The following is a 25,739-nucleotide window of genomic DNA, read 5'->3' as shown; positions in this document are numbered from 1 at the left end:
TTAGCCTTTCTTGCGCCGTTGTGCGGAGAAGATGCGCGTATTGAGCCATATCGCAAGCAGCATGATCGCGCCCTGGATGATCTGCGTATAGAACGGCGAGACGTTGATCAGGATCAGCCCGTTGCCGAGCACGGCAATGGTCAACGCACCCAGCAAGGTGCCGAGAATGGTTCCCCTGCCGCCAAAGAGATCAGTACTGCCGAGAACAACCGCAGCGATCACTGCGAGTTCAAAACCCACGCCTTGATTCGACGATCCGCTGCCGAGCCTCGCTGTTGTGATGAGCCCGGCAAGACCCGCGGCCGCGCCGCTGAGGACATAGACCTTCAGGGTCACGTTGCGCACATTGACACCCGCGCGCCGCACGCCTTCAGAATTGGTGCCTATGCCGGTCACGTAGCGTCCGAACCGCGTATGGCGGAGCATGACCCATCCGGCGAGCAACGTGATGATCGCAATGACCGCCGGCGTGGGCACACCAAGCAAACGGCCGCGGCCCAGTTCGACGAACCATCCGTCGTTTTCTATCGGCACCGAGAAACCCTGCGTGATCAGCAATGCAATGCCGCGCACCACGGACAGCGTGCCCAGCGTCACAATGAACGCCGGCATTCCCGCGAATGCGATGAAGTAGCCGTTGATCGCACCAATCAACGCGCCGAGCGAGAGGCCGCCCAGCAGCACGACAATACCCGGCGCGCCGGCACGCAGTGCGATCGCCGAGAGCGCGCCCACGAGCGCGAGCGTGGAGCCGATCGACAGGTCGATCCCACCCGTGGTGATGACCAGCGTCATTGTCGTGGCGACGATCAGCAGCGGAGCGCTTTGACGCAGCACGTTGAGCAGGTTGCCGGCGGTGAGGAACGTATGCGTCGCGAGCGTGAAGACGAGGGCGCAGACAATGAAGAACGCTGCGATGCTCGCTACGCCCGCATTGCGCCCGAGCATATGTCTGAATGGCAGGCGCGGCGCTTTGGACTTGTCATGCATGGCGAGTTCCATGTCAGTTCTCCGCAAGCGCACGCGCCGAGCGAGCGCTGAACTTGTGGCCCACGATCAGGTCGACGATCTCCTCCAGATTCGTCTCTCCGATCTTCCTGTCCGCAACATTTTGCCCTTCGTACATCACGCTGATCCGGTCGCACACGAGGAACAGGTCCTGCAGGCGATGGCTGATCAGGATCACGCTGACGCCGCGTGCGCTGATCGTGCGCACGAGTTCGAGCACCGCTTCGACTTCCGCCACGGCCAGCGCGGCCGTGGGTTCGTCCATGATCAGCACTTTCGGGTCGAACGATACCGCTCGCGAAATCGCAATGGCCTGACGCTGCCCGCCCGACAGGTTTTCCACGTCCAGCTTCGTGCTGGGAATACGGATGCCGAGGTTATTCAGCATGTCGCGAGCGTCGTGATGCATCTTGCGATGATCGAGCACCTGCACGCCGCAGACGCGGCGCATGGGCTCGCGGCCGAGAAACAGGTTGCCGGCCACATCGACCGTATTGCACAGCGACAGATCCTGATAAACCATTTCAATGTGATGCGCGCGGGCGTCGCCCGGGTCCGAGAAACTGACCCGTTTGCCGTCGATCTCGATGCTGCCGCTGTCCGGTATCACCGCGCCCGACAGCACCTTCGAGACGGTCGATTTGCCCGCGCCGTTGTCACCAACGAGCCCGAGCACTTCACCGGGCATCACGTGCAGGTCGACGCCACGCAGCGACTGCACGGCGCCATAGCTCTTGGTGATGTGCTCCATGCGCACGCGCGGAGTGTCAGCATCGGTTTGCATAGCGGTTCTCCGTGAAGGGTCGAAGCGGGCTTACTTGAAGATAGCCCTGTATTTACCGACGTTCGCCTTGGTCACGATCGTCACCGGCACCGAGATGTTTTTCTCCACGGGCTGCTTGCTGATGAGCTTCATGGCGGCATTCACCGCGGCGTGGCCTTCGCCTTCCGGGTCCTGCTGGACCACGGCAATCACAAAGCCTGCATCAATGCCCGTGATTGCCTGTGCGCTCAAATCCCAGCCGACAATCTTCACGCGGCCGGTAGCGTCTTGCGCTGACGTGGCAGCAACAAGACCGATCAGAGCAGGCTCGCCGGTTGCATACACGATCTGCAGATTGGGATTGGCGGAAATCAGGTTTTCGGCGGCGGTTTGCGCTTGGTCCTGCACATTTTGTCCGTCGACCGTAGAGACAATCTTCGCGCCCGGAACCGTCGCGATGCCCGCCTTGAACCCGTCCAGCCGCACGTTCTGGATAAACGAATTCAGCGCACCCACCACGCCAATGTTCGCGTTCCCACCCAGATTCGTCTTGATGTAGTTCGCCGTGTATTTGCCGATGTCTTCGCCCACTTTCTTGTTGTCGACGCCGACCTGCACCGCGTTGTCACCGTCCACGATAGCGTCAATGGTCACCACCGGAATGCCGGCTTTCCTGGCTTCCGTGATCGCGGGCTTGATGCCGTTTACATCGATCGCGACCACGAGAATGGCATCGACCTTTTGCTGGATATACGTTTCGATCGCGTTGTTCTGCGCGCTCGGGTCGTTGTTCGAGTTGAAGATGGCGAGTTCGACGCCGGCGGCTTTTGCCGCCGCCTGGGCGCCCTGGTCCATCTGCGTGAAAAACAGCGCCTCCTGGTTGATCTGCACCATGGCGATCTTCTTGCCTGCCGCCACGGCGTTGGCCGCGAGGGAAAGCAGAGAGGCGCTCAACAAGATGGCGGTCATGCGGCGGAAATTCGTTGCTGCGCTCATCGGAATCCCTTTCCTGGTTGGTCCGGACGCGGTTCGCGCACTCCATGAGCGCTTCCGCGGCCGGTGATTAAAGAAGGACTTCATGGACGCAACCGACATTGCGCCGCTCGCTTGTAAACCGGTTTATAAAAAATTAATCCGCGAGTATCAGGCTGTCAACCGTTTCAAAAAAGATGCGGGTAAGTACGGAGGAAAGTGCTTATAAACCGGAGCGCGGCGGACCGACCGAAGCGCGTTCAATCAACTCGACCGGCAGGCGGCGAACGGTAGTCAGAGTGGTGGGCGAGGCGGTGGATGAAGTGGTGGACTGCCCGGTGAGCATGGCGACCAGCAGCGCCACACCGGTCCGGCCGAGCTCTGCCGCCGACTGCCGCACGGTCGTGATTGGCGGCATGAGGAGACTGGCGAATTCCATGTCGTCGAAACCGACTATCGACATGTAGCCCGGCACGTCCAGGGCGCGCTCGCGCAATGCATCGAGCACACCGACGGCAATGTAGTCGCTGGTCGCGAATAGGGCGGTGGGCGGCTGGGCGAGCGCGATCAGATCGGCACCCGCGGCGCGTCCGAAGCGGCGGTCATAGGAGCCGTAGCGTACGAGGCCGGCATCGAAGGGGACCTCTGCTTCGGCCAGCGCCCGCCGGTAGCCCTCCAGCCGTTCCTGCACGGTGAACAGCGTTTCGGGGCCGGTTACGTGCGCGATTCGCCGATGCCCTGCGTCGAGCAGATGACGCGTCGCCAGATAGCTGCCCTTGACGTTGTCGACGAACACCTTGGGCACGTCGGTGCCCGGCACGTCTTCGTCGACCAGCACGATGTTGGCACGCTCGCCTATGAGGCTGCGCAGCGAGCCGTCATCCGGGCGATTGGTCGCGAAGATCAGGCCGTCGAGATGGCGCGTATCGAGCCAGCGCAGATAAAGCGCCTCGCGTTCGAGCTTGTTGCGCGTGATGCAGAGCGCGAGGCCATAGCCGCTTTCAGAGGCGGCCTCCTCGACGGCATCCGCGAGTTCCGCGAAGAACGGATTGGCGACTTCCGGCATGGCCAGGCCGATGGTCTCGCTGCTGCCCAGGCTCAGGCGCCGGGCGAGGCTGTTCTGCCGGTAGTTGAGCGCAACGACGGCGTCGTCTACGCGCTTGGCCGTTTCCGGTGGCAGCGCGAGGCTGCCGTTCAGGTAACGCGAAACGGTCGCCTTCGATACATCCGCCAGTTCGGCGACATCGCGAATCGTGGGTACTTTTGCCACTTGAAGGGTCCCCGCTGGAGTGGAGCGTAGTGTAACGCGGGGATTTCATGGCAGCCGGGGGCGGGCTTTACCGCCTTACTGACTCACTGAATTCGACACACTCGCCTCACTGGCTGCGCTTGCCGCACTCTCCGGATGCCGCGGATCGTGCAGCGCGCTGTCCGACCAGCCGCCGCCCAGGTCGCCGATCAGCGAAGCGGCATCGAGCAGCCGCGACTCCTGCACGTTCAACGCCGTTTGCTGATTGGTCAACTGGGTCGCCTGCGCCGTCGCCACGGTCGTGTAGTCCACGGTGCCGGCCTGGTACTCGTTGAAGGCAATCTCGGCGCCGCGGGTTGCATCGCGCACGGCGGCATCCAGCGCGTCGGACTGCTCGGCCAGGATGCGCAAGCCGGACAGATCGTTCTCGACATCCTGGAACGCGGTCAGCACGGTGCCGCGGTAATTCGCGACGGCTGCCTGGTAGGCCGCCTTGGCTGCCGCGACTTCGCCGCTGCGCTCGCCGCCGTCGAAAATTGTCTCGGTGGCGCTGCCGCCCAGCGACCAGACGTAGTTGGCCACGTGCAGCAAACCGCCCAATGGCGACTGCGTGAAGCCGTCCAGCGCGGACAGCGATATGGTCGGGTAGTACGCCGCGACCGCCACGCCGATCGCGGCATTCTCGGCCGCCATCTGACGTTCGGCCGTTGAAATATCGGGCCGGCGCTGCAGCAGGGTTGACGGAACGCCTACCGGAATGGTCGGCAAGGTGGGCATGGCGGTGCTATGCGGGATGTCCAGGTCCTCCGGGTTCTTGCCGACCAGCACCGCGATCGCATGCGCGTCTTGCGCGCGTGCAACACCGAGCGCGATCAGGTTCGACTGCGCAGTTTCGAGCTGGGTGCGTGCGGTGATCACGTCGGAAGGCGCGATGGTGCCGAACTTGTCCTGGTCGGACACCACGTTCAGGAAGTGCTGGTACGCCTGGACCGTTTGCTTCAGCAGGTCGATATTGGCGTCGCTGGTCCGTAATTCGATCACGGCGGTGGCGAGCGCAATCTGTTCGGAGAGCGTCGCATTCGCAAGTGTCGCTTCACTGGCCTGCGCGGTCGCGGCATTCTGTTCGATCGTGCGGCGCACCGAGCCCCAGAGGTCGGGCGCCCAGCTCACATTGCCTTCGAGCGATCCCGAATTGGTCACCGTCTGAGCCTTGCTGAAACTGCTGACGCTCGAGCTGGTCGAGCTGCGCTGCCGGGTACCCGAACCGGTCACGCCAATGGTCGGGAACAGGCTGGCCCGTGCGACCTTCACCTCGGCGAGGGCCTGCTGGTAGTTCGCATAATCCTGGGCCACGGTCTGGTTGGAGACCACCACCTGCGGTTCGAGCTCGTCGAGCAATGGATCGTTGAAGCCTGTCCACCACGCGCCCTTCGGGCCGGCGGCGGCCGGCTCGGCCTGGGTCCAGCCGGGCAGCTCGTGGAAGGTTGCGGGCACGCTGACCTGCGGCCGGTGGTAGTCCGGGCCGACCATGCAGCCGCCGAGCAGCAGGGCTGCTGCCGCGGCCAGGGGTTTGGTGGAAATCTTCATCTTCATGCCTTCGTATCCGTTTGCCCCGATTGCGCCGGCGGCCCCATTTGTTCGTCCTGCCGGTTCCACGGCAGTCCCGAAGACCACTTGACGAGCTTGAAGCGCAACCGGTCCAGGTACAGGTAGATCACCGGTGTGGTGTACAGCGTAAAGACCTGGCTCAGGATCAGGCCACCCATCACGGTGATACCCAGCGGCTGGCGCAGCGAAGCGCCCTGGCCGATACCGATCGCGAGCGGCACAGCGCCGAGCACGGCGGCGAAGGTGGTCATCATGATCGGGCGCAGACGCACGACGGCGGCGTCGTGAATCGCCTGCTTCGCCGGCATGCCTTCGTTGCGTTGCAACTGGATCGCCACGTCCACCATCATGATCCCGTTTTTCTTCACAATACCAATCAGCAGGATGATCCCGATCAGCGCGATCACCGAGAACGGCGTGCCGAAGATCAGCAGCGCGAGCGTGGCGCCAATGCCGGCCGAAGGCAGCGTCGACAAGATGGTGAGCGGGTGGATCGAACTCTCGTAGAGCACCCCGAGCACGATGTAGACCACACCCAGCGCGGCAAGGATCAGCAGCGGGATGGTGCCCATGGATTGGGCATAGGCTTGCGCCGCGCCCGCGAACGCACCATGGATGCTGGCCGGCATGCCGATTTCACGCTGCGCGTTTTCGAGCGCCACCTGCGCCTTGCTGAGCGATCCGCCTGCGGGCAGGTTGAAGGAGATCGTCGCGGCCACCAGCCCGCTCTGGTGGTTGACCTGCGTCGACGTATGGTTGTTGACGTAGCTCGCGAGCGCCGGCAGCGGCACCATGGTTTCAGCCGAGGTGCTGTCCGCGCTGCCGCTGGAACTGCCGCCCTTGCTGTTGGAGATGCTGTTGGTGGTCGCGTTGGCTTGTGCGTTCGAGTTCAGCGAGTTGGTGCTCGACGACGCACTCGACGCTGTGCTGACCGCGCTCGCCGCGGTAACGCCCGTGACCGTGGCGCCCGGCATTTGCGTCTGCTGCGATCCGGTCGGATTGCCGGCCGCCGTGCTCAGGAAAATCTGGTCGAGCGTCTGCGGGTACTGCCAGTACTCCGGCGCCACTTCCATCACCACGAAGTACTGGTTGAGGGGGTTGTAGATCGTCGATACGGTCCGCTGGCCGAACGCGTCGTAGAGCACGTTGTCGATCTGGTTCGGCGCGAAGCCGTATCGGGCGGCTGTCGCGCGGTTGAACTTGAGGTAGGTCTGCAGGCCGTTTTGCTGCAGGTCCGAGTTCACGTCGAGCAGTTGGTCGTGATCCTTGTTCAGCGCGGTCACGAGCTTGGGCGTCCACGCGAACAACGCGGCGGAATCATCGCTTGTCAGCGTGTACTGGTATTCAGCGGCCGACTGCCGCCCGCCGATCCGCAGATCCTGCTGCGCCTGCATGAAAAGCCGCGCGCCGGAGACCTGGTTCAGCTTGGGCCGCAAGCGGTTGACCACTTCGGTCGCGGTCGCGTGGCGCTGCGCCAGCGGCTTGAGCTCAATGAACACGTTTGCGCTGTTCAGCGCGCGGCCGCCGGTAAAGCCCGCCACCGACTGGACCGCAGGATCTTTCTGCACGATCGCCTGCAACTGGGCTAGCTTCTTTTCCATTGCCGTGAAGGAGATGCTCTGGTCGGCAATGATCTGCCCGATCAGGATGCCGGTGTCCTGCTCCGGAAAGAACGTCGCCGGCAGCAGCTTGAACAGGAAGACGTTCGCTACCAGCAGGCCGATCAGCAACAGGATCACCAGCAGCGAATGGTCCAGCACGGCGGTGAGCGAACGCGAGTAGGCGTTCTTGAAGCGCTCGAATTGCGCCTCGATCCAGGTCGCCCAGCGAGCCCGCGAATGGCCCGCGTGCTCGCGGCTCAGCACATATGCGCACATGGCGGGTGTCACCGTCAGCGAGATCACGAGCGAGATCAGGATGGCAATCGACAGCGTCACCGCGAACTCGTGGAATAGCAGGCCGACAATGCCAGGCATGAGCAGAATGGGCAGGAACACCGCGATCAGCGAAAGGCTCATCGAGATCACCGTGAAGCCCACTTCGCCGCTGCCTTTCAGCGCAGCTTCTTTCGGACTCAGGCCCATTTCGAGGTGGCGCGTAATGTTCTCCAGCACCACGACCGCGTCGTCGACCACGAAGCCGGTGCCGATGGTCAGCGCCATCAGCGAGAGGTTGTCGATACTGTAGCCGAGCAGGTACATCGGCCCGAAGGTGCCGACGATAGACAGCGGCAACGCCACCGCCGGCACCAGCACGGCACGCGGCGACTGCAGGAAGACGAAGACCACGCCGACCACCAGCAGCACCGCGATAAAGAGCGTGCGCTCAGTGTCCGCCACGGACGCGCGCACCGATTCCGACCGGTCGATCGCGACGTTGACATGGACGCTGTGCGGCAGGGTTGCCTCGATCGCGGGCAAGACGTTTCTGATCTGCCTGACGGTACTGACAACATTACTGCCGGGCATGGGATAGACGATCACCAGCACCGCCGACTTGCCGTTGTAGAGCCCGGCATTACGGATATTTTCGTTGGAGTCCCTGACCTGGGCAATGTCGCGCAGCAGCACCGGAGCGCCGTCGCGATAGGCGACCACCAGGTCGCGGTAGGGCGCTGCCTTGTTGATCTGGTCGTTGGATATGACCACGTAGCGCTGGTCGCCCTGGTCGAGATGGCCCTTCGCACTGTTGGCGTTGGCCGCGGCGATCGCCGCGCGCACGTCCTCGAGGCCGAGGCCATAACTGTTCAGTTTGCCCGGCTGCAACTCGACCCGTACCGAGGGCAACGCGCCGCCGCCCAGCGTGATCTGGCCCACGCCGTTCACCTGCGAGAGCTGCTGCTGGATCACCGAGTCCGCGGAGTCATAGAGCTGCGCCTTGGTGAGCGTGTCCGAGGTCAGCGAGAGCACCATGATGGGCGAATCCGCCGGGTTGTACTGGCGATAGGTCGGATTGCTGCGCAAGGTGGTCGGCAAGTCCGCACGCGCCGCCTGGATGGCTGCCTCGACGTCGCGGGCGGCGCCGTTGATATCGCGGTTGAGTCCGAACTCGACCACGATCATCGACGAGCCCACGTAGCTGATCGAGGTCAACTCTTCCACATTGGCGATCGTGCCGAGCCGCCGCTCGAGCGGTTCGGCCACCGTGGACGCCATGATGTCGGGGCTCGCGCCCGCCATGTTGGCCTGCACCACGATCACGGGGAAAGCGATGTTCGGCAGCGGCGCGACAGGGAGCTGGAAGTAAGCCAGTGCGCCCGAGATGAGGATCGCGATTGCCAGAAGGGTAGTCGCGACCGGGCGCCGGATGAATAACGCCGAAATGTTCACGGCGCACCCTCCTCCGGAACTGCTGGCGTTTCAGGCTTGTTACGGTTGCGCCAGCGCCGCGTGCGTTCCGCCATCCGGTCGAAGAACAGGTAGATGACCGGGGTGGTGAAGAGCGTGAGGATCTGGCTCAGGGTCAGGCCGCCGATGATCGCGAGACCCAGCGGACGGCGCAGTTCGGAACCCGTGCCGCTGCCCAGCAACATGGGCAGCGCGCCGAGCATGGCCGCGAGTGTGGTCATCAGGATCGGCCGGAAGCGCAGCAAGGATGCCTCGAAGATCGCCTCGCGCGGTGGCTTGCCGTGGTTACGCTCGGCATCGAGTGCGAAGTCCACCATCATGATGGCGTTCTTCTTCACGATACCGATCAACAGCACGATGCCGATGATGCCGATCACGTCGAGGTCGCTGCCGGCGATCATCAGCGCAAGGAGGGCGCCGATACCCGCCGAGGGCAGCGTGGAGAGAATCGTCACCGGATGGATGAAGCTCTCATACAGCACGCCCAGCACGATATACACCGCCACCAGCGCGGCAATCAGCAGGTACACCTCGCTCGACAGCGAGTCCTGGAACGCCTGCGCCGCGCCCTGCAGCGATGAGGTGATCGAAGGCGGCAGCTTGACCGCCTGTTCGGCTTCGTGGATGCGCGCGACCGCCGTGCTCAACGACGCGTCCTTCGCGAGATTGAACGAGATGGTGACTGCCGGGAACTGCGCCAGGTGGCTGATCACGAGCGGCGACTTGACGATCTGGATCTGCGCGATTGCCGACAGCGGCACCTGGCCCGTGCTGCTCGTCTGGCTCGGCAAATACAGGTTGCCGATCGAGTTCACGTTGGGCAGCGACTCTGGTTTGGCAACAAGAATCACCCGGTACTGATCCGACTGCTGGAAGATGGTTGAGACAATCCGCTGGCCCAACGCGTCGTAGAGGGCGTTGTCGATGGTGGCCGGCGTGATGCCGAAACGCGCCGCCAATTGCCGGTTGACCTGGACGTTGACGCTCAGGCCGTCGGTGTCCATGTCGCTTTGCACATCGGCGAGCGACGGAATCTGCTTCAGGCGCGCGATCAGTTCCGGCACGTACTTCTGGAACGCCTGCTGGCTCGGTCCGCGCAGCACGAAGCTGTACTGGTTCGGCGAAACCGTGGTGTCGAGCGTCAGGTCCTGCTCCGGCTGCATGTAGAGCTTGATCCCGGACACATTGACGACTTCGTCCTGGAGGCGCCGGGCGATCTCCTGCGCCGTGTCCGAGCGCTTGTCGTGGTCGCGCAGGTTGATCAGGAAGCGGCCGTTGTTGAGCGTGGAGTTGGTGCCGTCAATGCCCACGTAGGAGGTGAGCGAGACGACGTCGGGATCTTTAAGGATCGCGTCGGCGAGTGCGCGCTGGCGCGTCACCATCGTCTTGTACGACACCGAGTTGTCGGCCACGCTGATCCCTTCGATCACCCCGACGTCCTGCACCGGGAACAGCCCCTTCGGTATCACGACATACAGGACGCCCGTCAGCACGACGGTGCCGACTGCCACCATCAACGTCAGCACCTGATGATCCAGCACCCAGCGCAGGCCCCGTTCGTAGCCGGCGAGGGTCTTGTCGAAGAGGCCCTCGCTGATGCGCTCGAAGCGGCTCGGATGGCGGTCGGCCTGGGCGCGCAGCAGGCGCGCGCAGAGCATGGGCACCACGGTGAGCGAGACCACCGCGGACAGCACGATGGTGACCGCGAGCGTCACCGCGAATTCGCTGAAGAGGCGTCCGATCACGCCGCCCATGAAGAGCAGCGGGATCAGCACCGCGATCAGCGAGATGGTCAGCGAGAGAATCGTGAAGCCGATCTGCCCGGCGCCTTCGAGCGCGGCCTCGAGCGGCGTCTTGCCTTCCTCCAGATACCGCACGATGTTCTCGATCATCACGATCGAGTCGTCGACCACGAAGCCGGTGGCAATGATCAGCGCCATCAGCGAGAGGTTGTCGATGGAGTAGTTCAACTGGTACATCACCGCCAGCGTGCCGATCAGCGACACCGGCACCGAGATGCTCGGGATGATGGTGGCGGGCACGTTGCGCAGGAACACGAAGATCACCGCCACCACCAGCACGATAGCCAGGATCAGTTCGACCGCCGCGTCAGAGACCGACGAGCGGATCACGCCCGTGCTGTCGGAGACCACGGTGACCTTCATGCCGGCCGGCAGTGTGGATTCGAGCTGCGGCAACTGCTTCATGATCTGGTTGACCGTTGCGATCACGTTCGCACCCGGCTGGCGCTGCACGTTCAGCACGATCGCGGGCGTGCCGTTGTACCAGGCGCCGCGCTCGATGTCCTGGGGCGCCGAGGTCACCCTGGCGACGTCGCGCATGAACACGGGAGCGCCGTTCTGGTAGGCGACCACCGTGTCCATGTAGTCTTTCGGATCGCTGATCTGGTCGTTGCCGTTGATGGTGTAGTCGAGGTCGGGGCCGTCGAAGTTGCCTTTCGGCTGGCTGACGTTGACGTAGCTCAGCAGCGTGCGCAGGTCGTCGATATTCAACCCATAGGCGGCCAGCTTCTGCGGGTCCGCTTCGACCCGGATCGCGGGTACATTGCCGCCGCTGGTGGTGACCACACCCACGCCGGACACTTCCGATATCTTCGTGCCGAGGCGGTTATTGGCGGCGTCCTCCAGTTGCGTGAGCGACATGGAAGTGGACGTGACCGCCAGCGTCAGGATCGGCTGGTCGGCGGGATTCACCTTCGCATAGATCGGCGGTCCGGGCAGGCCGGTCGGCAGGAAGCTGTTGGCCGCGTTGATGGCCTGCTGGACATTCTGCTGGGCGATATCGAGGTTCAGCGACAGGTCGAACTGCAACGTGATGACCGACGCGCCGTCCGAGCTGTACGAGGTCATCTGCTGCAAGCCGGGAATCTCGCCCAGTTGCACTTCGAGCGGGGCGGTCACCGTGGTGGCCATCACATCCGGACTCGCGCCCGGATAGAAGGTCTGCACTTGAATAGTCGGATAGTCGACGTTGGGCAGCGAGGAGACCGGCAGCACGCGCACCGCGACGAGGCCCACCAGTACAAGGGCGATCATCAGCAGCAGCGTGGCTACCGGTCTGAGAATAAACAGGCGGGAGATATTCATCGGCGCGTAGGCTCGGCTTCTACGAGGCTGCGTCGGCAGAGGCGGCGGCCGTGCCCGACGCGCCGCCGCGGGCGTGCTTGTGCTGACCCTGGGCACCGCTTGCAGCCGGTTCGCTGGCGGCAACGCCCGAAGCGGGGCGCGCCGCGGCCGCCTGGATCTTCGCGCCGTCGCTCAGCCGGTCGGTGCCGTCTGTCACCACGACGTTGCCCGCCGCCAGCCCTGACGCAATGACCGTGTTCTTGCCGTCGCTCGGGCCGAGCGTAACCTTGTGCACGGAGACGGTGTTATTGGTCGTGTTCACCAGGTACACATAGTCGCCCGGCGCTCCGGTTTGCACTGCCGGGGTCGGAACCAGCACGGCATTTTGCAGCGTGTCGACAAGCAGCTTGACGTTGACGAACTCACTTGGGAACAGTGCTTCGTCGTCGTTGGGGAAAGTCGCCCGTAAGGTAATCGTGCCCGTGCTCGTCGCCATCTGGTTGCTGACCGCGTACAGCGTGCCGGTGGCAATTTCCCTGGAGTTGTCGCTGCTGTAGGCGGTGACCGGCAGGCTCGCGCCTCCGTTCATGCGCTGCAGCACGCTTGCGAGCGAGTCTTGCGGCACCGTGAATTGCACGGTGGTGGGTTTCATCGTGGTGATGACCACAATGCCAGGCGATGACGACGCGGTAACGTAGTTGCCCGGATCGACAAGGCGCAGGCCGACGCGCCCGGAAACCGGTGCCGTGATGTGGCAATAAGCCAGGTCTAGGTCGAACTGCGCAATGTTGGCCAGGTCGACCTTCACCGCGGCCTCGTCCTGCTGCACGAGGAATTGCTGGTCGGCAAAGGTCTGCTCGGCAATGGACTTGCGCTCGTTCAATTGCGTGAAGCGGACGAGATCGGCGCGCGCCTGTGCGAGTGCAGCCCGGTCCTTGGCGAGTGTCGCCTCGGCCTGCTGCTTGTCGATTTCATACTGGCGCGGATCGATCTGTGCGAGGAACTGCCCCTTCTGCACGTCCTGGCCTTCCTTGTAGCCGACTGCCGTCAGATATCCGCTCAGTTGCGGCAAGACGGTCACGGTGGCGGTGGGGGTAACCGTGCCCAGTTCACTCAGGATTTCCGGCATTGGGCCGAGCGTTGCCGTGGCGACTGTCACCACTTGCGGCGGGGTTGCGCGTTGCGGCTTCTTGGCCCGCAGCACATGCACGACCACGACGGCTATCAGCACCAGCACCACCAACAAGAGCAAGATGCGCCAGCGCCTCTTGGGCTTTACCTGCGTGGAACCGGTGTCGCTCATCCCGCTCATACCTGCGCCCTCCGAAAACAAACTCTGCCCTGGATAACCGGGCGGTTCATTACAAACCCGACCCGGCAAGTGCCACATGTCTCTCGTCACCGGCTTGGCCGGCGTTTGACGGAATCCGTCATGATCTTCAACAAGCTGGCTGGATCAGCCAGGCATTGCTGCCGTTTATTCGTTAGCGAAGAAGCCTTGAGCTAGACCCGGAATGCCATCGAAAGTACTTGGCCCCCAAGTGATCCAGGGAGGGCATGCAAGTTCACCGGACTGGATGCAACGGCTCCCGCAACGAATGAATAAGACGGTATCGCAGTGTATCGAACTGGAGGCGATTTATGACCGATCGTGTTGGGCGATGCATTCCGAACCATTACGATATGAGCGTGCGTAACGTCTTGTAACGCGACGGTGGATTTTCCTAAGAAAATATCGCAAATATCATCAATATGGGGTGCTATCGATTATTGTCGGGTTTAAGAAAGCTAAAAGAAAGCTAAGGTTTAAGCCGGCAATGGGAAGCCGTGCGCGGATCCCTGGTCTGAATAGAAAAAATTACAAATTGCTTGTGGATTGCTAACTAAATGGTCGCGCCATGCGCTGTCAGGATGGGTCGTTATCGCTCTTTCGCGCTTAGGTCGATGCTGCTCGCCGCGGCCCGGTGGATGCCCGCACGACGAGTGCAGGTGGCGGAGCGAGCACCATGGTCGGCTGCATCGCGGGTGCTTCAATGAGCTGGATCAGCCGATCGACGGACAACTCGGCAATGGCCGCGGTCTGGATCGCGACTGTCGTCAAAGCGGGGTGCACCTGATGCGCGAGCTGAATGTCCGTGATGCCGATCACCGACACATCGTCCGGCACCTTGCGCCCAAGCGTGATCAACGCTTGCGCCGCGCCGATTGCCAGCAGGTCGTTGGTCGCGAAAATCGCGGTGAGGTGAGGGCGGTTCGCCATCAACTGCATGCAGGCGGCGTAACCGGCGTCGATCGAGTCGCGGATCTGCAGCACGGCTGCGGCATCCGCTTCAATCCCTGCCTCGCGCATGGCGGCGCGAAAGCCGTTGGACCGGGCATCCTGCAAACCGCCGCAACCGTCTCCTATCAGCAAACCGATCTCGCGGTGACCGAGTTCAAGCAGATGCCCGGCGGCCAGCGCCCCCGCGTGCGCAAAATCCACGGCAATGCAGGGCAGTGCGGGCGGCGTTTCCGGATGCTCCCACATGGCCAGCAGGATTGGCGCGCTGTGCATGGCCGACGCGCACAGGTCGTTAATGGCAATGTCGGTATTCATCACGAGCACACCGTCCGCCAGCGTTCCCGCAATCTGGTTCAGGTAAGCGCGGCCGATCTCCGCGTCGTCGTCGGTGTTGCACACCATCAGGAAGTGGCCTGCCTTGCGCGCGGCACGTTCGGCCGCCAGCACGAACTCGGGATAGAACGGGTTCGAGATATTAGAGAGCATTAAAGCGAGAGTCGACGAACGGCCTTCGGCCAATGCACGCGCGTTCAAATTGGGCCGATAGCCGAGATCGGCAATCGCCTTCAGCACACGGTCGGCCGTTTCCGGGCGGACCTTTTCGCGATTGCGCAGCACGTTGGACACGGTCGCCGCGGTGACATGCGCGCGCTTCGCAACTTCAGACAGAGTGACCATTTTTCTATTGTTCCCACATTCAGGGAATGCGATTCAAATGTTGCAAGCGATGGGCGACGTTGATAGCTTTCTGGAAAACACAACCGAGACACGCATCATGACTGATTCGATCGTACCTGAATTTAAGCGGTTAAATGCACGCGGCACAACGATGTGCCGTTTATTTTACGCAAAAATTTAAGCGGTTAAATCAGGAGGCAACATGGCGGCAATCCGTCTTGCGAACGTGCAGAAGTCATATGGTGACCATCCGCCGGTGATCAGGCGCGTGAACCTGGAGATCGCCCAGCACGAGTTCTGCGTTTTCCTCGGGCCATCGGGGTGCGGCAAGTCGACCCTGCTGAGAATGATTGCCGGTCTCGAAGACCTGAGCGAAGGCGAGCTGCATATTGGTGGACGTCTTGTGAACGATGTGCCTGCAGCCGCGCGCGGCGTCGCGATGGTGTTCCAGAGCTACGCGTTGTGTCCGCACATGACTGTGTTCGACAACATGGCGTTCGGCCTGAAGCTCGCGAAGCAGCCAAGGGACGTGATCGACCGGAAGGTGCGTGAAGCCGCGCGCATCCTGCAACTGGACAGTTACCTGGACCGGTTTCCTAAAGCACTCTCGGGCGGTCAAAGGCAGCGTGTCGCAATCGGCCGGGCTATCGTGCGCGAACCCGGCGTGTTCCTGTTCGATGAACCACTCTCGAATCTCGATGCTGCATTACGCGGTCAGACGCGGGTGGAAATTGCCCGGCTGCACCAGCGCTTTGCAAACGCGAGCGTGGTCTATGTGACCCACGATCAGGTCGAGGCCATGACGCTTGCCGACCGGATCGTGCTGCTGCACGCAGGCGCGGACACGGAGCGCTTTGGCAGCGTTGCGCAGACCGGCGCGCCGCTCGAGCTGTATCACCACCCGAAGTCGCGCTTCGTGGCGGGGTTCATCGGCTCACCGAGAATGAATTTCATCGACGCGGTTGTCGAATCGATCGGCCCGGGCAATGTGACGGTGAGGCTCGCGAAAAGCGGCGAATGCTTGGTTGCCCATGTCGATGGCCAGCGCTTGCAGCACGGGCAGCCGGTCACGCTCGGCGTGCGCCCGGAACACCTGCGGCTCGATGGCGACGAGCAGTCCATCCAGTGCGTCACCGTGCTGTCGGAACGGCTTGGCGAGCACAGCTACGTTCACGCAGATCACGCGGCCGGCACGCTCGTCGCGAAAGCGCCCGGCGATACGCCGATCACGTCAGGCGAGCGCATCCGCATTCATGTTCCAGCGTCGGCGTGCCACTTGTTCGACGCGGATGGACTTGCGCTTCGGCGCCACGCGCGCGAGCCCGAACGAATCGCAGCTTAAGGCTTAAAGCACGCATGGATAGCTTCAAAACCCAATTCCGCCACAGAGCGGGTTACATCGTCTGGCAGTGACTTGCTGTCAGCCAACAAGGTAGTCAAGGAGACAAAGATGATTGCTCATCGCCTTCGCAGTCTGGCTCATGCATCAGTGGCAGCCGCGCTTGCAGCAGGCCTGCTCTGCTGCGCCGTGGCAGACGCCGCCACGCTGACGGTCAACGTATCGGCGCGCGGTAACCAGCGCTCGACCTGGCAGGACGCGTTCGACAAATTCAAGAAAGCTAACCCCGATGTCGATCTCAAGGTGACCTATATCACCGAAGAGGCGTACAAGGTGCAGATGGGCGGCTGGCTCGCCACTGATCCGCCTGACGTGGTGTCCTGGCATGACGGCGAGCGGATGGCGTATTACGCACAGCGTGGCCTGCTGGAAGACCTCTCGCCCGACTGGAGCAAGAATGGCTGGTCGCAGCAATACGCGTCGGTCAAGGAAGCGTCCACGTACCAGGGCAAGCAGTACGCGGCGCCGCTTGGCTACGACGCTTACGGGTTCTTCTACCGGAAGGATCTGTTCGAGAAGGCCGGCATCAAGGGCGAGCCCAAAACCTGGGATGAATTTCTGGACGCCTGCAAGAAGCTGAAGGCAAGCGGTGTTGCGCCGATCGCGGTAGCCGCGCGCGACAGCTGGACGCTTGCCGCATGGTTCGACTATCTCGACCTGCGTATCAACGGCAACGTGTTCCATCAGCAATTGATGTCAGGCGAAATCCCGTACACCGATCCGCGCGTGAAGAAAGTCTATATCGCGTGGAAAACGCTGATCGACAACCACTACTACATTGACGACGCACTGTCCTACGATCTCGATTCCATTGCGCCATTTCTCGCCAACGGCAAGGCTTCGATGATGCTGATGGGCACGTTCTTCTCGGCGAGCATTCCGGCTTCCATCCGGCCTCAGACCGGCTTCTTCCGTTTCCCGGTGATCGACCCCAATGTGCCGCTGGCCGAAGACGGCCCCGTCAATGTCCTGCTGATTCCGGCGAAGGCAAAAAACAAGGCCGATGCCCACAGGCTGCTGGCTTTCATGGAACAGCCGCAGATCAATGCCGATCTTGCGAAGGGCTGGGGACAACTGCCGTCGAACAGCCAGTCCGCTGAACCTGAGGACGAGATTTCGAAGGTCGGTTTCCAGACGCTTGCGAACACGAAGGGCGGCATTGCGCAGTTCTATGATCGCGACATGACGAAGGAAATGGCCGACGAAGGAATGAAGGCGATGCAGCAGTTCTATAGCGATCCGTCGCAACTCGACGCCGTGCTCGTCCGCCTCGAAGCGACCCGCAAGCGTATCTACAAGAAGTAAGCCCGGGGGCGCCAGCGGTTGCGTGTTGCATAACCGCTGGCGCTCGCCAACGATCCCCGACGAGGCCCGATCATGTCTCATTCCGCAGCGCACCGCTTACCCGCGGTTCGGCGCCGGCACGCCTCCAGTACACGCCGTCATCAGCACCGCGCCGCATTTTTCTTCCTGCTGCCGGGTTGTGCGTTGTTTTGCCTGTGCGTGGTGTATCCGATCATCAGCAGCATTTCCCTCAGCTTTTATAACTGGGACGGAATGACGCCGAAGACCTTCGCCGGCTTCGATAACTACATCGAACTGTTCCACTCGGACACGTTCTACACGGCGCTCAAGAACAACCTGATCTGGCTCGCGCTGTTCCTGCTGGCGCCGCCGCTCGGCTTGCTGTTCGCGTTGTACCTGAACCAGCATGTGCGTGGCATGCGCATGGTGAAGTCGCTGTTCTTTGCACCGTTCGTGCTCTCGGGCGTGGTGGTGGGCCTCGTGTTCAGCTGGTTTTATGACCCTGGCTTTGGTTTGCTGAGGCTGATTGTCGGCCACGGCATTACTGTGCTCGGTGATCCGCACACGGTGACGCTGGGCATCATCTTCGCCGCGTTGTGGCCTCAGACGCCATTCTGCATGGTGCTGTATCTCACGGGTCTGACGGCCATCAATCCGGAGGTGGTCGAGGCGGCGCGCATGGAAGGTGCGAAGGGCGTGGCGCTGCTGTGGCACGTGATCCTTCCTCAACTGCGGCCTGCCACGTTCATGGCCGTGGTGCTCACCGTGATCGGCGCGCTGCGCAGTTTCGACCTGATCGCGGTGATGAGCGTCGGGGGACCTTTCGACAGTTCCACCGTGCTCGCCTATTACATGTACGACCAGGCAATCAAGTATTACCGCGAAGGCTATTCAGCAGCAATTGCAGTCGTGCTGTTCGCGATCATGCTCGTTTATATCGTGTTCCATCTGCGCCGCATGCTGCGCGAAGAACGCTGATTTCCAGGAGTCACGTGTCATGTATCCGCTTCCCGTTGAACGTTGGAAACCGCTTAACCGCAGGCTCTACAAAGCGTCGCTGCCGCTTGCGCTGCTAATTTGGCTGTTGCCGATGCTGGCCGTGCTCGTTACATCCATACGCTCTTCGGAGGAGCTGTCGCAAGGCGACTACTGGGGCTGGCCAAAGCATTTTGCGTTGATCGAGAACTACGGCACGGCGCTTACGCAAACGCCGATGCTGCATTACTTCGCCAATAGCGTGCTGATCACCGTGCCGTCGGTGATCGGGGCGATCGTACTGGCTTCGATGGCGGGCTTCGCGTTGGCGACTTACCGGTTCCCGGGCAATACCGCCGTGCTGTTTGCGTTCGTCGCCGGCAACTTCGTGCCTATCCAGATCCTGATGATCCCCGTACGCGACATGGCGCTGAAAGTGGGTCTCTTCAATACCGTGTGGGCGCTGGTGATTTTCCATGTGTCGTTCCAGACCGGGTTTTGCACGCTGTTCCTGCGCAACTTCATCAAGCAGTTGCCTTTCGAGCTGATCGAGGCCGCGCGCGTGGAAGGGGCCAGCGAATGGACGATCTACCTGCGCATCGTGCTGCCGCTGATCCGGCCTGCGCTCGCGGCGCTCGGCATCCTTGTGTTCACGTTTGTCTGGAACGACTACTTCTGGGCGCTATGCCTCACGCAAGGCGACGAGGCCGCGCCAATCACCGTAGGCGTTGCCGCGCTCAAAGGGCAATGGACGACCGCGTGGAATCTCGTCGCCGCTGGTTCGGTGCTGGCCGGGTTGCCTTCCGTGCTGATGTTCTTCGCGATGCAGAAGCATTTCGTCGCGGGTCTGACCTTTGGTGCAAGCAAGGGCTAGGCGCTTGTTCACCGTCATCGCCATCATTGCTGTTACTCACTAACGAGACTCTCTCATGCAACTTGGTGTTTGCTATTACCCGGAACAATGGCCTCGCTCCATGTGGGCCGACGATGCAAAGCGTATGGCCGAACTCGGTATCACGCATGTGCGGATTGCGGAATTCGCCTGGAGCCGGATGGAGCCGCGCGCCGGCGAATTCGTCTGGGAGTGGCTTGACGAAGCCATCGAGACGCTGGCGGCTGCGGGGCTGAAGCTCGTGCTGGGCACACCCACTGCGTCGCCGCCGAAATGGCTGATCGACGCGTATCCGGAGGTGCTGCCGGTGCGTGCGGATGGCGTGCGCTGGAACTTCGGTTCGCGTCGCCATTACGATATTTCCAGCGAGATTTACAGGCGTGAGTGCGTGCGTTTTGTCACCGTGATGGCTGGGCGCTATGGGCGGCATCCGTCTGTTGTCGCGTGGCAGACCGATAACGAACTCGGTTGCCACGACACCGTGCCGAGTTATTCGCCAGCCGCGCTGAAGCGCTTTCACGCGTGGCTGCAGGTTCGCTACGAAAGCGTGAATGCGCTGAACGAAGCATGGGGCAATGTGTTCTGGAGCATGGAGTATTCGTCGTTCGATGCAATCGGCTTGCCGAACCTGACGCCCACAGACGCCAATCCGATTCATCTGCTCGACTTCCGCCGTTTCATGTCCGACGAAGTGGCGAGTTTTCATCGTGAACAGATTGAGGTGCTGCGACGGCATGCGCCCACGGCCGACCTGCTGCATAACTTCATGGGTTTTTTCACGATCTTCGATCATTACCGCTTCTCTGAAGAGAACGCAATCGATGTGGCTGCGTGGGACAGCTATCCAATCGCACGTACCGAATCGATCGCGCTGCCTGAAGAACGGAAGGCACGTTACGCGCGGACCGCGCATCCCGATGTTTCCGCGTTCGATCACGATCGTTATCGGGCGATAGGCGGCGGACGTTTCTGGGTGATGGAGCAGCAGGCGGGACCGGTGAACTGGGCGGCGTGGAATCCGGTGCCGGCGAAAGGCATGGTCAGGCTATGGGCGTATGAAGCGTTCGCACACGGCGCGGAACTGGTGTCGTATTTTCGCTGGCGCCAGTGTCCGTTTGCACAGGAACAGATGCACTCCGGGCTCAATCTGCCGAACAACGAATTGTCGCCCGGTGGTCTGGAAGTGCAGCAGGCGGCTCGCGAGATCGCGGCATCGGCGGCGCTGTCAGGACTTGGTTCGTCAACGCGTGCAAGCACCGCGATCGTGTTCGACTATGAGACGCAATGGATATTCGAGATCCAGCGTCACGGCAAGACCTTCGACTACCAGATGCTGGTGTTCGACTACTACGAGGCGCTGCGTGAACTCGGCCTGGATGTCGATATTGTTTCGAGCGAAGCTGATTTGTCACCGTACCGGCTAGTGGTCGTTCCGAGCATTGCTGTAGTAGACGAAACGCTTGTCGGCCAGATAGAAAGGAGTTCCGCGCAATGGGTCTTCGGTCCGAGAAGCGGTTCGAAGACGACCGAATTCGCGATCCCTTCCAGCCTTCCGCCTGGCCCGCTGCAAAAAGTATTACCAATGCAGGTGCTGGAAGTCGAGACGCTGCGCCCAACGCTTACGCCCGTACTTTCTTTCGATGACCACCAGGGTCATGCGATGCATTGGCGTGAGCATGTCCGAGCCAATGGCGAGACACGCGTCGATGCGCAGTTCGGCGACGCGTGGCCGGCCGTGCTCAGCCACGGAAATGTTCGATATATAGCGGCGTGGCTGTCGCACGGATTGCATCGCGCGGTGTTGCAGCAGGCGGCGAAGGCGGCCGGGATCGAGACTCAACTGCTGGCCGATGGTTTGCGCATTCGGAGGCGGGGTGACCTGACCTTCGCGTTCAATTTCGGCGAGCAGCAAGTGCAGGCTCCCGCACCGGTCAACGCGACATTCGTTCTCGGGCAACAACAGCTTGCAACTGGCGATGTCTGCGCGTGGCGGTGAGTCATGGCGAGTGAATCAACACTGTGCGGAGCCCGCCCGGTGTTTCAAGCCACTCGCCGTCCTTCGAACGGGTAGGCGGGATCGGTATAACCGGGGGGCGACGCATGCCCCGGTGCGACGAGGCTATCGACAAGTTTTCCGTCCTCGGGTCCTGGCTGCAAACTGAGTGCTTCGACGTAGCTGTCCTACTACGCGTCAGTACGCGGACCCGCGATGGCGCTGCTGACAATGCGGTTCTTGAGCACCCATGCGAGAGCGAAGGTGATCGAGGTCATTCCGCGCTTCGCTGCGTGATCCGCGATTGTTAGCGCGGTCCTGAGCGACTCCGGGCGGCAAACGCCTATGAGCGAAATTCAGTAATGATCCGCCACAACCCCTGAAAAAAATTCCCGCAACCCGCTTGACATAGCGGAGTGATCCTCTATAGTTAACTTCATGGTTAAGTTTAAGGAAAACGCATTGGACCGCACTTTCGCTGCGTTGGCTGACCCAACGCGGCGTGCGCTCCTTGCACGCTTGTCCGCGCATGCGGACCTGTCGGTGAGCGAACTCGCAGAGCCGTTTGCGATGTCGTTGCCGGCCGTTATGAAACATCTGGATGTGTTGTCGGATGCTGGTCTGATCACGCGCGCCAAGACAGGCCGCACCGTCGCGTGCCGGCTTGCCGCCGGACCGATGGAGGAGGCGATGGAATGGCTCAACCGCTATCAGCGCTTCTGGACCGATACCCTTGATCGCCTTGCCGCCTTTGTGGAGGAGGACCCATGCCCACCCAACCCAGTCTCACGCTCCAGCGCAGGATCAACGCAAAACCCGCCAAAATCTACGCCGCCTGGACGGAACCGTCGCAAATCGTGAAGTGGATGCATCCGTACAATAACGACGTGATTCACGCGGAGATGGACGTGCGGGTCGGCGGGCGCTTCCGGATCGTCATGCGTACGCCCGAGGGCGAGGAGCGCGAGGTAAGCGGCGTGTACCAGGAGGTTGTTCCAGACGAAAAACTCGTCTACACGTGGACGTGGCGCAGCACGCCGGAGCGGGAGTCCCGCGTTACGTTCACGCTGCGCAGAGAAGGTGAGGGTGACGGCGAGCGCACGTTACTTACGCTGAAGCACGAGCAGTTCGCGGATGAAGCCGCACGCGATAGTCACGAGGGTGGCTGGAACCAGGTCCTCGATGGACTTGCACGGCAGTTCGCCTGATCACTTCAAGACAGGAGGAAACGCACATGGAACCGCATCGAATTGTTTCGAGGGAAGAATGGCTCGCGGCGCACAAGGCGCATCTGGCCGAGGAAAAGGCGTTGACGCATGCGCGCGACGCGCTCGCCAAAAAGCGCCGCGCGTTGCCGTGGGAGAAGGTCGACACTAAATATACGTTCGACACGCCACATGGCCGCAAGACGCTCGCTGACCTGTTCAACGGTCGCAGCCAGTTGATTGTCTATCACTTCATGTTAGGGCCGGACTGGGAGGAGGGGTGCCCGGGCTGCTCGTTCCTGTCCGATCATATTGACGGTGCGCTGCTTCATGTCGAGCAACGAGATGTGGCGTACGTTGCGGTGTCGCGTGCGCCGCTCGAGAAAATCGAAGCATTCAAAAAACGCATGGGCTGGCATTTCCACTGGGTGTCGTCGTTCGGCAGCGAATTCAACTATGACTACCATGTGTCGTTCACACCCGAACAGCGGGAAAAAGGTAAGGTGTACTACAACTTCGAGATGAACGACGTCGTAGCAGGAGGTTTCGACAGCGACGAATTGCCTGGGATCAGCGTGTTCTACAAGGATGATGCCGGTGATGTGTTCCATACGTTCTCGGCGTACGGACGCGGCGGCGAGCCGCTCATCGGCACCTACAACCTGCTCGATCTCACGCCGAAAGGCCGCGACGAAAAGCACAACATGGGCGAGTGGCTGCGTCATCACGATCGATATGACGCAGTGCGTAACGGCGCAGGTGCCGGCCCGGTTCCCCAGCACGAAGCAGGGGACTGCTGCCACTAGTTGAAAGCTGCGAACGCTGCAGGCAGGTATCGGCACCGCGTGCCCATGGCGTGCGCGGTGCTTACAAAATCCTAAGGAGAAGCGCCCGTGATGGACCGCATCATGGCGATGCGGACGTTCGTGCGCATTGTCGACACCCATAGCTTTACCCGTGCCGCGAGTTCACTCGGCATTCCGCGCGCAACCGCGACCACGCTCTTGCAGAGCCTCGAGGCAATGCTTGGTATCTCGTTGCTCGTGCGCACCACGCGCCGGCTCAACCTGACCTCCGAGGGCGCCGCCTATTACGAGCGTTGCGTGCAGATCCTCGCGGATATCGACGACATCGAGGCGAGCCTGAGGCGTATAGACGACCGGCCGCGCGGGCGGCTGCGCGTCGAGATACCGGCGGCGGTCGCCAATGCGATCGTGCTTCCTGCGCTCGAGGACTTTCATGCGCGCTACGAGCATATCGTGCTCGCGTTCGGCGTCAGCAACCGGCACGTCGACCTGGTCGGAGAAGCGATCGATTGCTGCATCCTGATTGGAGCGTTGCCGGATTCGGGCCTCTCGGGTCTGTCGGTCCGCAGGCTCGGTGCGCTTGAGCATGTGACTTGTGCGAGTCCGCTCTATCTCACGCGGCAAGGCACGCCGGTGGGGCTCGACGAGCTCACTGACCACGTCGCGGTGAATTGCCTGTGCGCGCAGACCGGGCGTGCGGCGGACTTTGATTTTCAGGTCGATGGCGGCACGGTCAACGTGCCGCTTGAAGGCTTCGTGCACACCAGCGACGAGCACGCGTATCTGGAATGCGGACTACGCGGGCTGGGTCTGATCCAGCCGCCGCGTGCGCTCGCACAGCCGTATCTTGACTCCGGGCGCCTGCGTGAAGTGTTGCCGCACTACCGGCCGGCACCCATGCCGGTATCCGTCGCGTATTTGCGTCATCGCCGTGTTCCGCCGCGCGTGCGTGCGTTCGTCAACTGGCTCGCGGAACTGTTCGAGACGGCGCGGCATGTGAGTCATGAGCTGCCACACCTGCGCCCGGTTCTGAGCGGCATGGAGGCGGACGAACCGGCTTGAGTGCGGCGCCATTCAAACGGCAGGAAGCGAATGGGGATGACTGACTCGCTTCACTCCGAATCAAGCCACGAATCGAGGCCAACACGGAACGCGACGGCCGCAATCACCGGAACGGTCAGCATCATTACTATGCCGAAGTTCTCGATCATGTCGCCGTACATGATCGGCTTGTATAGCACGATGCCCGAGACAATGACGAACGCAATGAATCCGACGAGCACCATCAGGATGCTGCGCAGCGCAATGGACGGCTGCCAGCGCTTCGGTTTGCGCGGGGCGGCACCGGGCTGCTCCGCATTCGGCGAAGTGTTGGGTTCGGATTTTTCTTTATTTTCGGGCATGGCGCAGCCAGGTGAGGGGCGACCGAATTCGGAGATGAGGCCGACTACATTCGGGGTTCCAGTTGGAACGTGTCATTGCGGCGGGTTGCGATGAGCCGGCCGGCACGCAATGATTGTGTCACAGGCGCAGTACGCTGAGCAGGAAGCCGCGGATTCATGCTCAGCGTACTCCACGGGCGAAGTCCTGTTGGTTCATCTGCAACCGTCATCCAGCGCTTTGATTCTCCATCCAAACCAGATGATACTGCCGTTATTGCTCGACACAATGACGTGCCGTAACGCGCAGTAATCGTCGGGAGGGGAGACGTCAAACCGCGCAGATGACCCCGGGCGTCAGTGTCACTGGCGGGTGGGCGTTGATGCAGATCTGCTGTGCCCATCGCGGTTAAATGTGCCCCTGGTTGGGCGTAAACAGCGGTAAAACCGTGCGGGCAACGTGCCGGCAATCTTGGTGGTCAATCAATCATCGTCACCGCGTTCCAGGGGCCGAATTCCCGCTACTGCGAGGCGCGCTTGAACGACTCCAGTTCGCTCGAAAACCGTTGCGTGCGCGTGCCGTTGCTGCCGTAGTATTCCTCGTCGGATTTAACCCAGCGGCCGATCTCTGGAACGTACCAGAATGCCTTGTAGAGCCGGCCGGTCGCCATGGCCGGCGTAGCCTTTCGCGTCTGCACCGTAAGCGTCATGCAGAGGCCGCGCCGACCGTTCAGAACTCAAATTCCGATAGTCGTTCGTTGACGGCAGCGAGGTCAAAAGCATCGGGATCGAA

21 protein-coding genes and 1 pseudogene are annotated in these 25,739 nt (G+C 61.7%); 10 read left to right on the top strand and 12 right to left on the bottom strand.

Annotated features, from left to right (window positions below; translation table 11 throughout):
* From ABH944_RS36400 to ABH944_RS36390, 3 genes are read right to left on the bottom strand one after another with little or no spacing between them, the layout of a single operon-like run.
* Positions 1-1,002, bottom strand: a complete 1,002-nt coding sequence (locus tag ABH944_RS36400; RefSeq protein ID WP_404612835.1) for an ABC transporter permease — start codon at positions 1,000-1,002, stop codon at positions 1-3.
* A 1-nt stretch (position 1,003) separates the two neighbouring features.
* The gene (locus ABH944_RS36395; RefSeq protein WP_404612837.1) at positions 1,004-1,792 is read right to left on the bottom strand and encodes an ATP-binding cassette domain-containing protein; all 789 of its coding nucleotides are present in this window, start codon (positions 1,790-1,792) and stop codon (positions 1,004-1,006) included.
* Positions 1,793-1,822: 30 nt separating this feature from the next.
* Positions 1,823-2,767, bottom strand: coding sequence for a substrate-binding domain-containing protein (locus ABH944_RS36390; protein ID WP_404612839.1), 945 nt, complete (start codon positions 2,765-2,767; stop codon positions 1,823-1,825).
* A gap of 82 nt (positions 2,768-2,849) precedes the next feature.
* On the opposite strand from ABH944_RS36390, the gene ABH944_RS36385 reads away from it, so the two are divergent.
* A complete protein-coding gene (locus ABH944_RS36385) occupies positions 2,850-2,972 on the top strand; it encodes a hypothetical protein (RefSeq protein ID WP_404612841.1) in 123 nt (40 codons plus the stop codon).
* Here ABH944_RS36385 and ABH944_RS36380 read toward each other — a convergent pair.
* From ABH944_RS36380 to ABH944_RS36355, 6 genes are all read right to left on the bottom strand, one after another.
* The gene (locus tag ABH944_RS36380; protein ID WP_404612843.1) at positions 2,967-4,013 is read right to left on the bottom strand and encodes a LacI family DNA-binding transcriptional regulator; all 1,047 of its coding nucleotides are present in this window, start codon (positions 4,011-4,013) and stop codon (positions 2,967-2,969) included. The two genes, ABH944_RS36385 and ABH944_RS36380, sit on opposite strands and share 6 nt — an antisense overlap.
* A gap of 75 nt (positions 4,014-4,088) precedes the next feature.
* Complete coding sequence (locus ABH944_RS36375; protein ID WP_404612845.1) at positions 4,089-5,585, bottom strand: efflux transporter outer membrane subunit; 1,497 nt, start codon at positions 5,583-5,585, stop codon at positions 4,089-4,091.
* On the bottom strand, positions 5,582-8,929 hold the full coding sequence (locus tag ABH944_RS36370; RefSeq protein ID WP_404612847.1) for an efflux RND transporter permease subunit: 3,348 nt from the start codon (positions 8,927-8,929) through the stop codon (positions 5,582-5,584). Before ABH944_RS36370 ends, ABH944_RS36375 begins: the two co-directional genes overlap by 4 nt.
* The gene (locus ABH944_RS36365) at positions 8,926-12,054 is read right to left on the bottom strand and encodes an efflux RND transporter permease subunit (protein WP_404612849.1); all 3,129 of its coding nucleotides are present in this window, start codon (positions 12,052-12,054) and stop codon (positions 8,926-8,928) included. The genes ABH944_RS36370 and ABH944_RS36365 overlap by 4 nt, the downstream gene beginning before the upstream one ends.
* Positions 12,055-12,073: 19 nt before the next feature.
* Complete coding sequence (locus tag ABH944_RS36360) at positions 12,074-13,336, bottom strand: efflux RND transporter periplasmic adaptor subunit (RefSeq protein WP_404612890.1); 1,263 nt, start codon at positions 13,334-13,336, stop codon at positions 12,074-12,076.
* A gap of 633 nt (positions 13,337-13,969) precedes the next feature.
* Complete coding sequence (locus ABH944_RS36355; RefSeq protein WP_404612851.1) at positions 13,970-14,992, bottom strand: LacI family DNA-binding transcriptional regulator; 1,023 nt, start codon at positions 14,990-14,992, stop codon at positions 13,970-13,972.
* 202 nt (positions 14,993-15,194) lie between these two features.
* Between ABH944_RS36355 and ABH944_RS36350 the strand changes: the two genes are divergently transcribed.
* The 5 genes from ABH944_RS36350 (at position 15,195) to ABH944_RS36330 (ending at position 21,559) form a co-directional block, all read left to right on the top strand.
* Complete coding sequence (locus ABH944_RS36350; protein WP_404612853.1) at positions 15,195-16,334, top strand: ABC transporter ATP-binding protein; 1,140 nt, start codon at positions 15,195-15,197, stop codon at positions 16,332-16,334.
* A gap of 108 nt (positions 16,335-16,442) precedes the next feature.
* Positions 16,443-17,696 (top strand): ABC transporter substrate-binding protein, encoded by a 1,254-nt coding sequence (locus ABH944_RS36345; protein ID WP_404612855.1) that lies wholly within the window; start codon positions 16,443-16,445, stop codon positions 17,694-17,696.
* Between the two features lie 72 nt (positions 17,697-17,768).
* The gene (locus ABH944_RS36340) at positions 17,769-18,674 is read left to right on the top strand and encodes a carbohydrate ABC transporter permease (RefSeq protein WP_404612857.1); all 906 of its coding nucleotides are present in this window, start codon (positions 17,769-17,771) and stop codon (positions 18,672-18,674) included.
* A 19-nt stretch (positions 18,675-18,693) separates the two neighbouring features.
* On the top strand, positions 18,694-19,545 hold the full coding sequence (locus tag ABH944_RS36335; RefSeq protein WP_404612859.1) for a carbohydrate ABC transporter permease: 852 nt from the start codon (positions 18,694-18,696) through the stop codon (positions 19,543-19,545).
* A 55-nt stretch (positions 19,546-19,600) separates the two neighbouring features.
* A complete protein-coding gene (locus ABH944_RS36330) occupies positions 19,601-21,559 on the top strand; it encodes a beta-galactosidase (RefSeq protein WP_404612861.1) in 1,959 nt (652 codons plus the stop codon).
* A gap of 44 nt (positions 21,560-21,603) precedes the next feature.
* Here ABH944_RS36330 and ABH944_RS36325 read toward each other — a convergent pair.
* A pseudogene (locus ABH944_RS36325) lies at positions 21,604-21,891 on the bottom strand (aldo/keto reductase); the annotation flags it as partial.
* A 103-nt stretch (positions 21,892-21,994) separates the two neighbouring features.
* On the opposite strand from ABH944_RS36325, the gene ABH944_RS36320 reads away from it, so the two are divergent.
* From ABH944_RS36320 to ABH944_RS36305, 4 genes are all read left to right on the top strand, one after another.
* Complete coding sequence (locus ABH944_RS36320) at positions 21,995-22,417, top strand: ArsR/SmtB family transcription factor (RefSeq protein ID WP_404612863.1); 423 nt, start codon at positions 21,995-21,997, stop codon at positions 22,415-22,417.
* On the top strand, positions 22,324-22,764 hold the full coding sequence (locus ABH944_RS36315; protein ID WP_404612865.1) for an SRPBCC family protein: 441 nt from the start codon (positions 22,324-22,326) through the stop codon (positions 22,762-22,764). The genes ABH944_RS36320 and ABH944_RS36315 overlap by 94 nt, the downstream gene beginning before the upstream one ends.
* 26 nt (positions 22,765-22,790) lie before the next feature.
* Positions 22,791-23,567: a DUF899 domain-containing protein gene (locus ABH944_RS36310; RefSeq protein ID WP_404612867.1), complete on the top strand. Its 777-nt coding sequence runs from the start codon at positions 22,791-22,793 to the stop codon at positions 23,565-23,567.
* An 87-nt stretch (positions 23,568-23,654) separates the two neighbouring features.
* Positions 23,655-24,629: a LysR family transcriptional regulator gene (locus tag ABH944_RS36305; RefSeq protein ID WP_404612869.1), complete on the top strand. Its 975-nt coding sequence runs from the start codon at positions 23,655-23,657 to the stop codon at positions 24,627-24,629.
* A gap of 50 nt (positions 24,630-24,679) precedes the next feature.
* Here ABH944_RS36305 and ABH944_RS36300 read toward each other — a convergent pair whose 3' ends face one another.
* The gene (locus ABH944_RS36300) at positions 24,680-24,970 is read right to left on the bottom strand and encodes a hypothetical protein (protein WP_404612871.1); all 291 of its coding nucleotides are present in this window, start codon (positions 24,968-24,970) and stop codon (positions 24,680-24,682) included.
* Between the two features lie 497 nt (positions 24,971-25,467).
* Positions 25,468-25,656 carry a hypothetical protein gene (locus ABH944_RS36295; protein ID WP_404612892.1) on the bottom strand — a complete coding sequence of 63 codons (189 nt, stop codon included), beginning with the start codon at positions 25,654-25,656 and terminating at the stop codon, positions 25,468-25,470.
* Between the last annotated feature and the right edge of the window lie 83 nt (positions 25,657-25,739).

It is taken from the genome of Caballeronia udeis, assembly GCF_044909315.1.
In the GTDB taxonomy this organism is placed as follows: domain Bacteria; phylum Pseudomonadota; class Gammaproteobacteria; order Burkholderiales; family Burkholderiaceae; genus Caballeronia; species Caballeronia udeis_A.
Note: the sequence above shows the minus strand (reverse complement) of the source record. Positions and strands in the feature narration are given on the sequence as shown.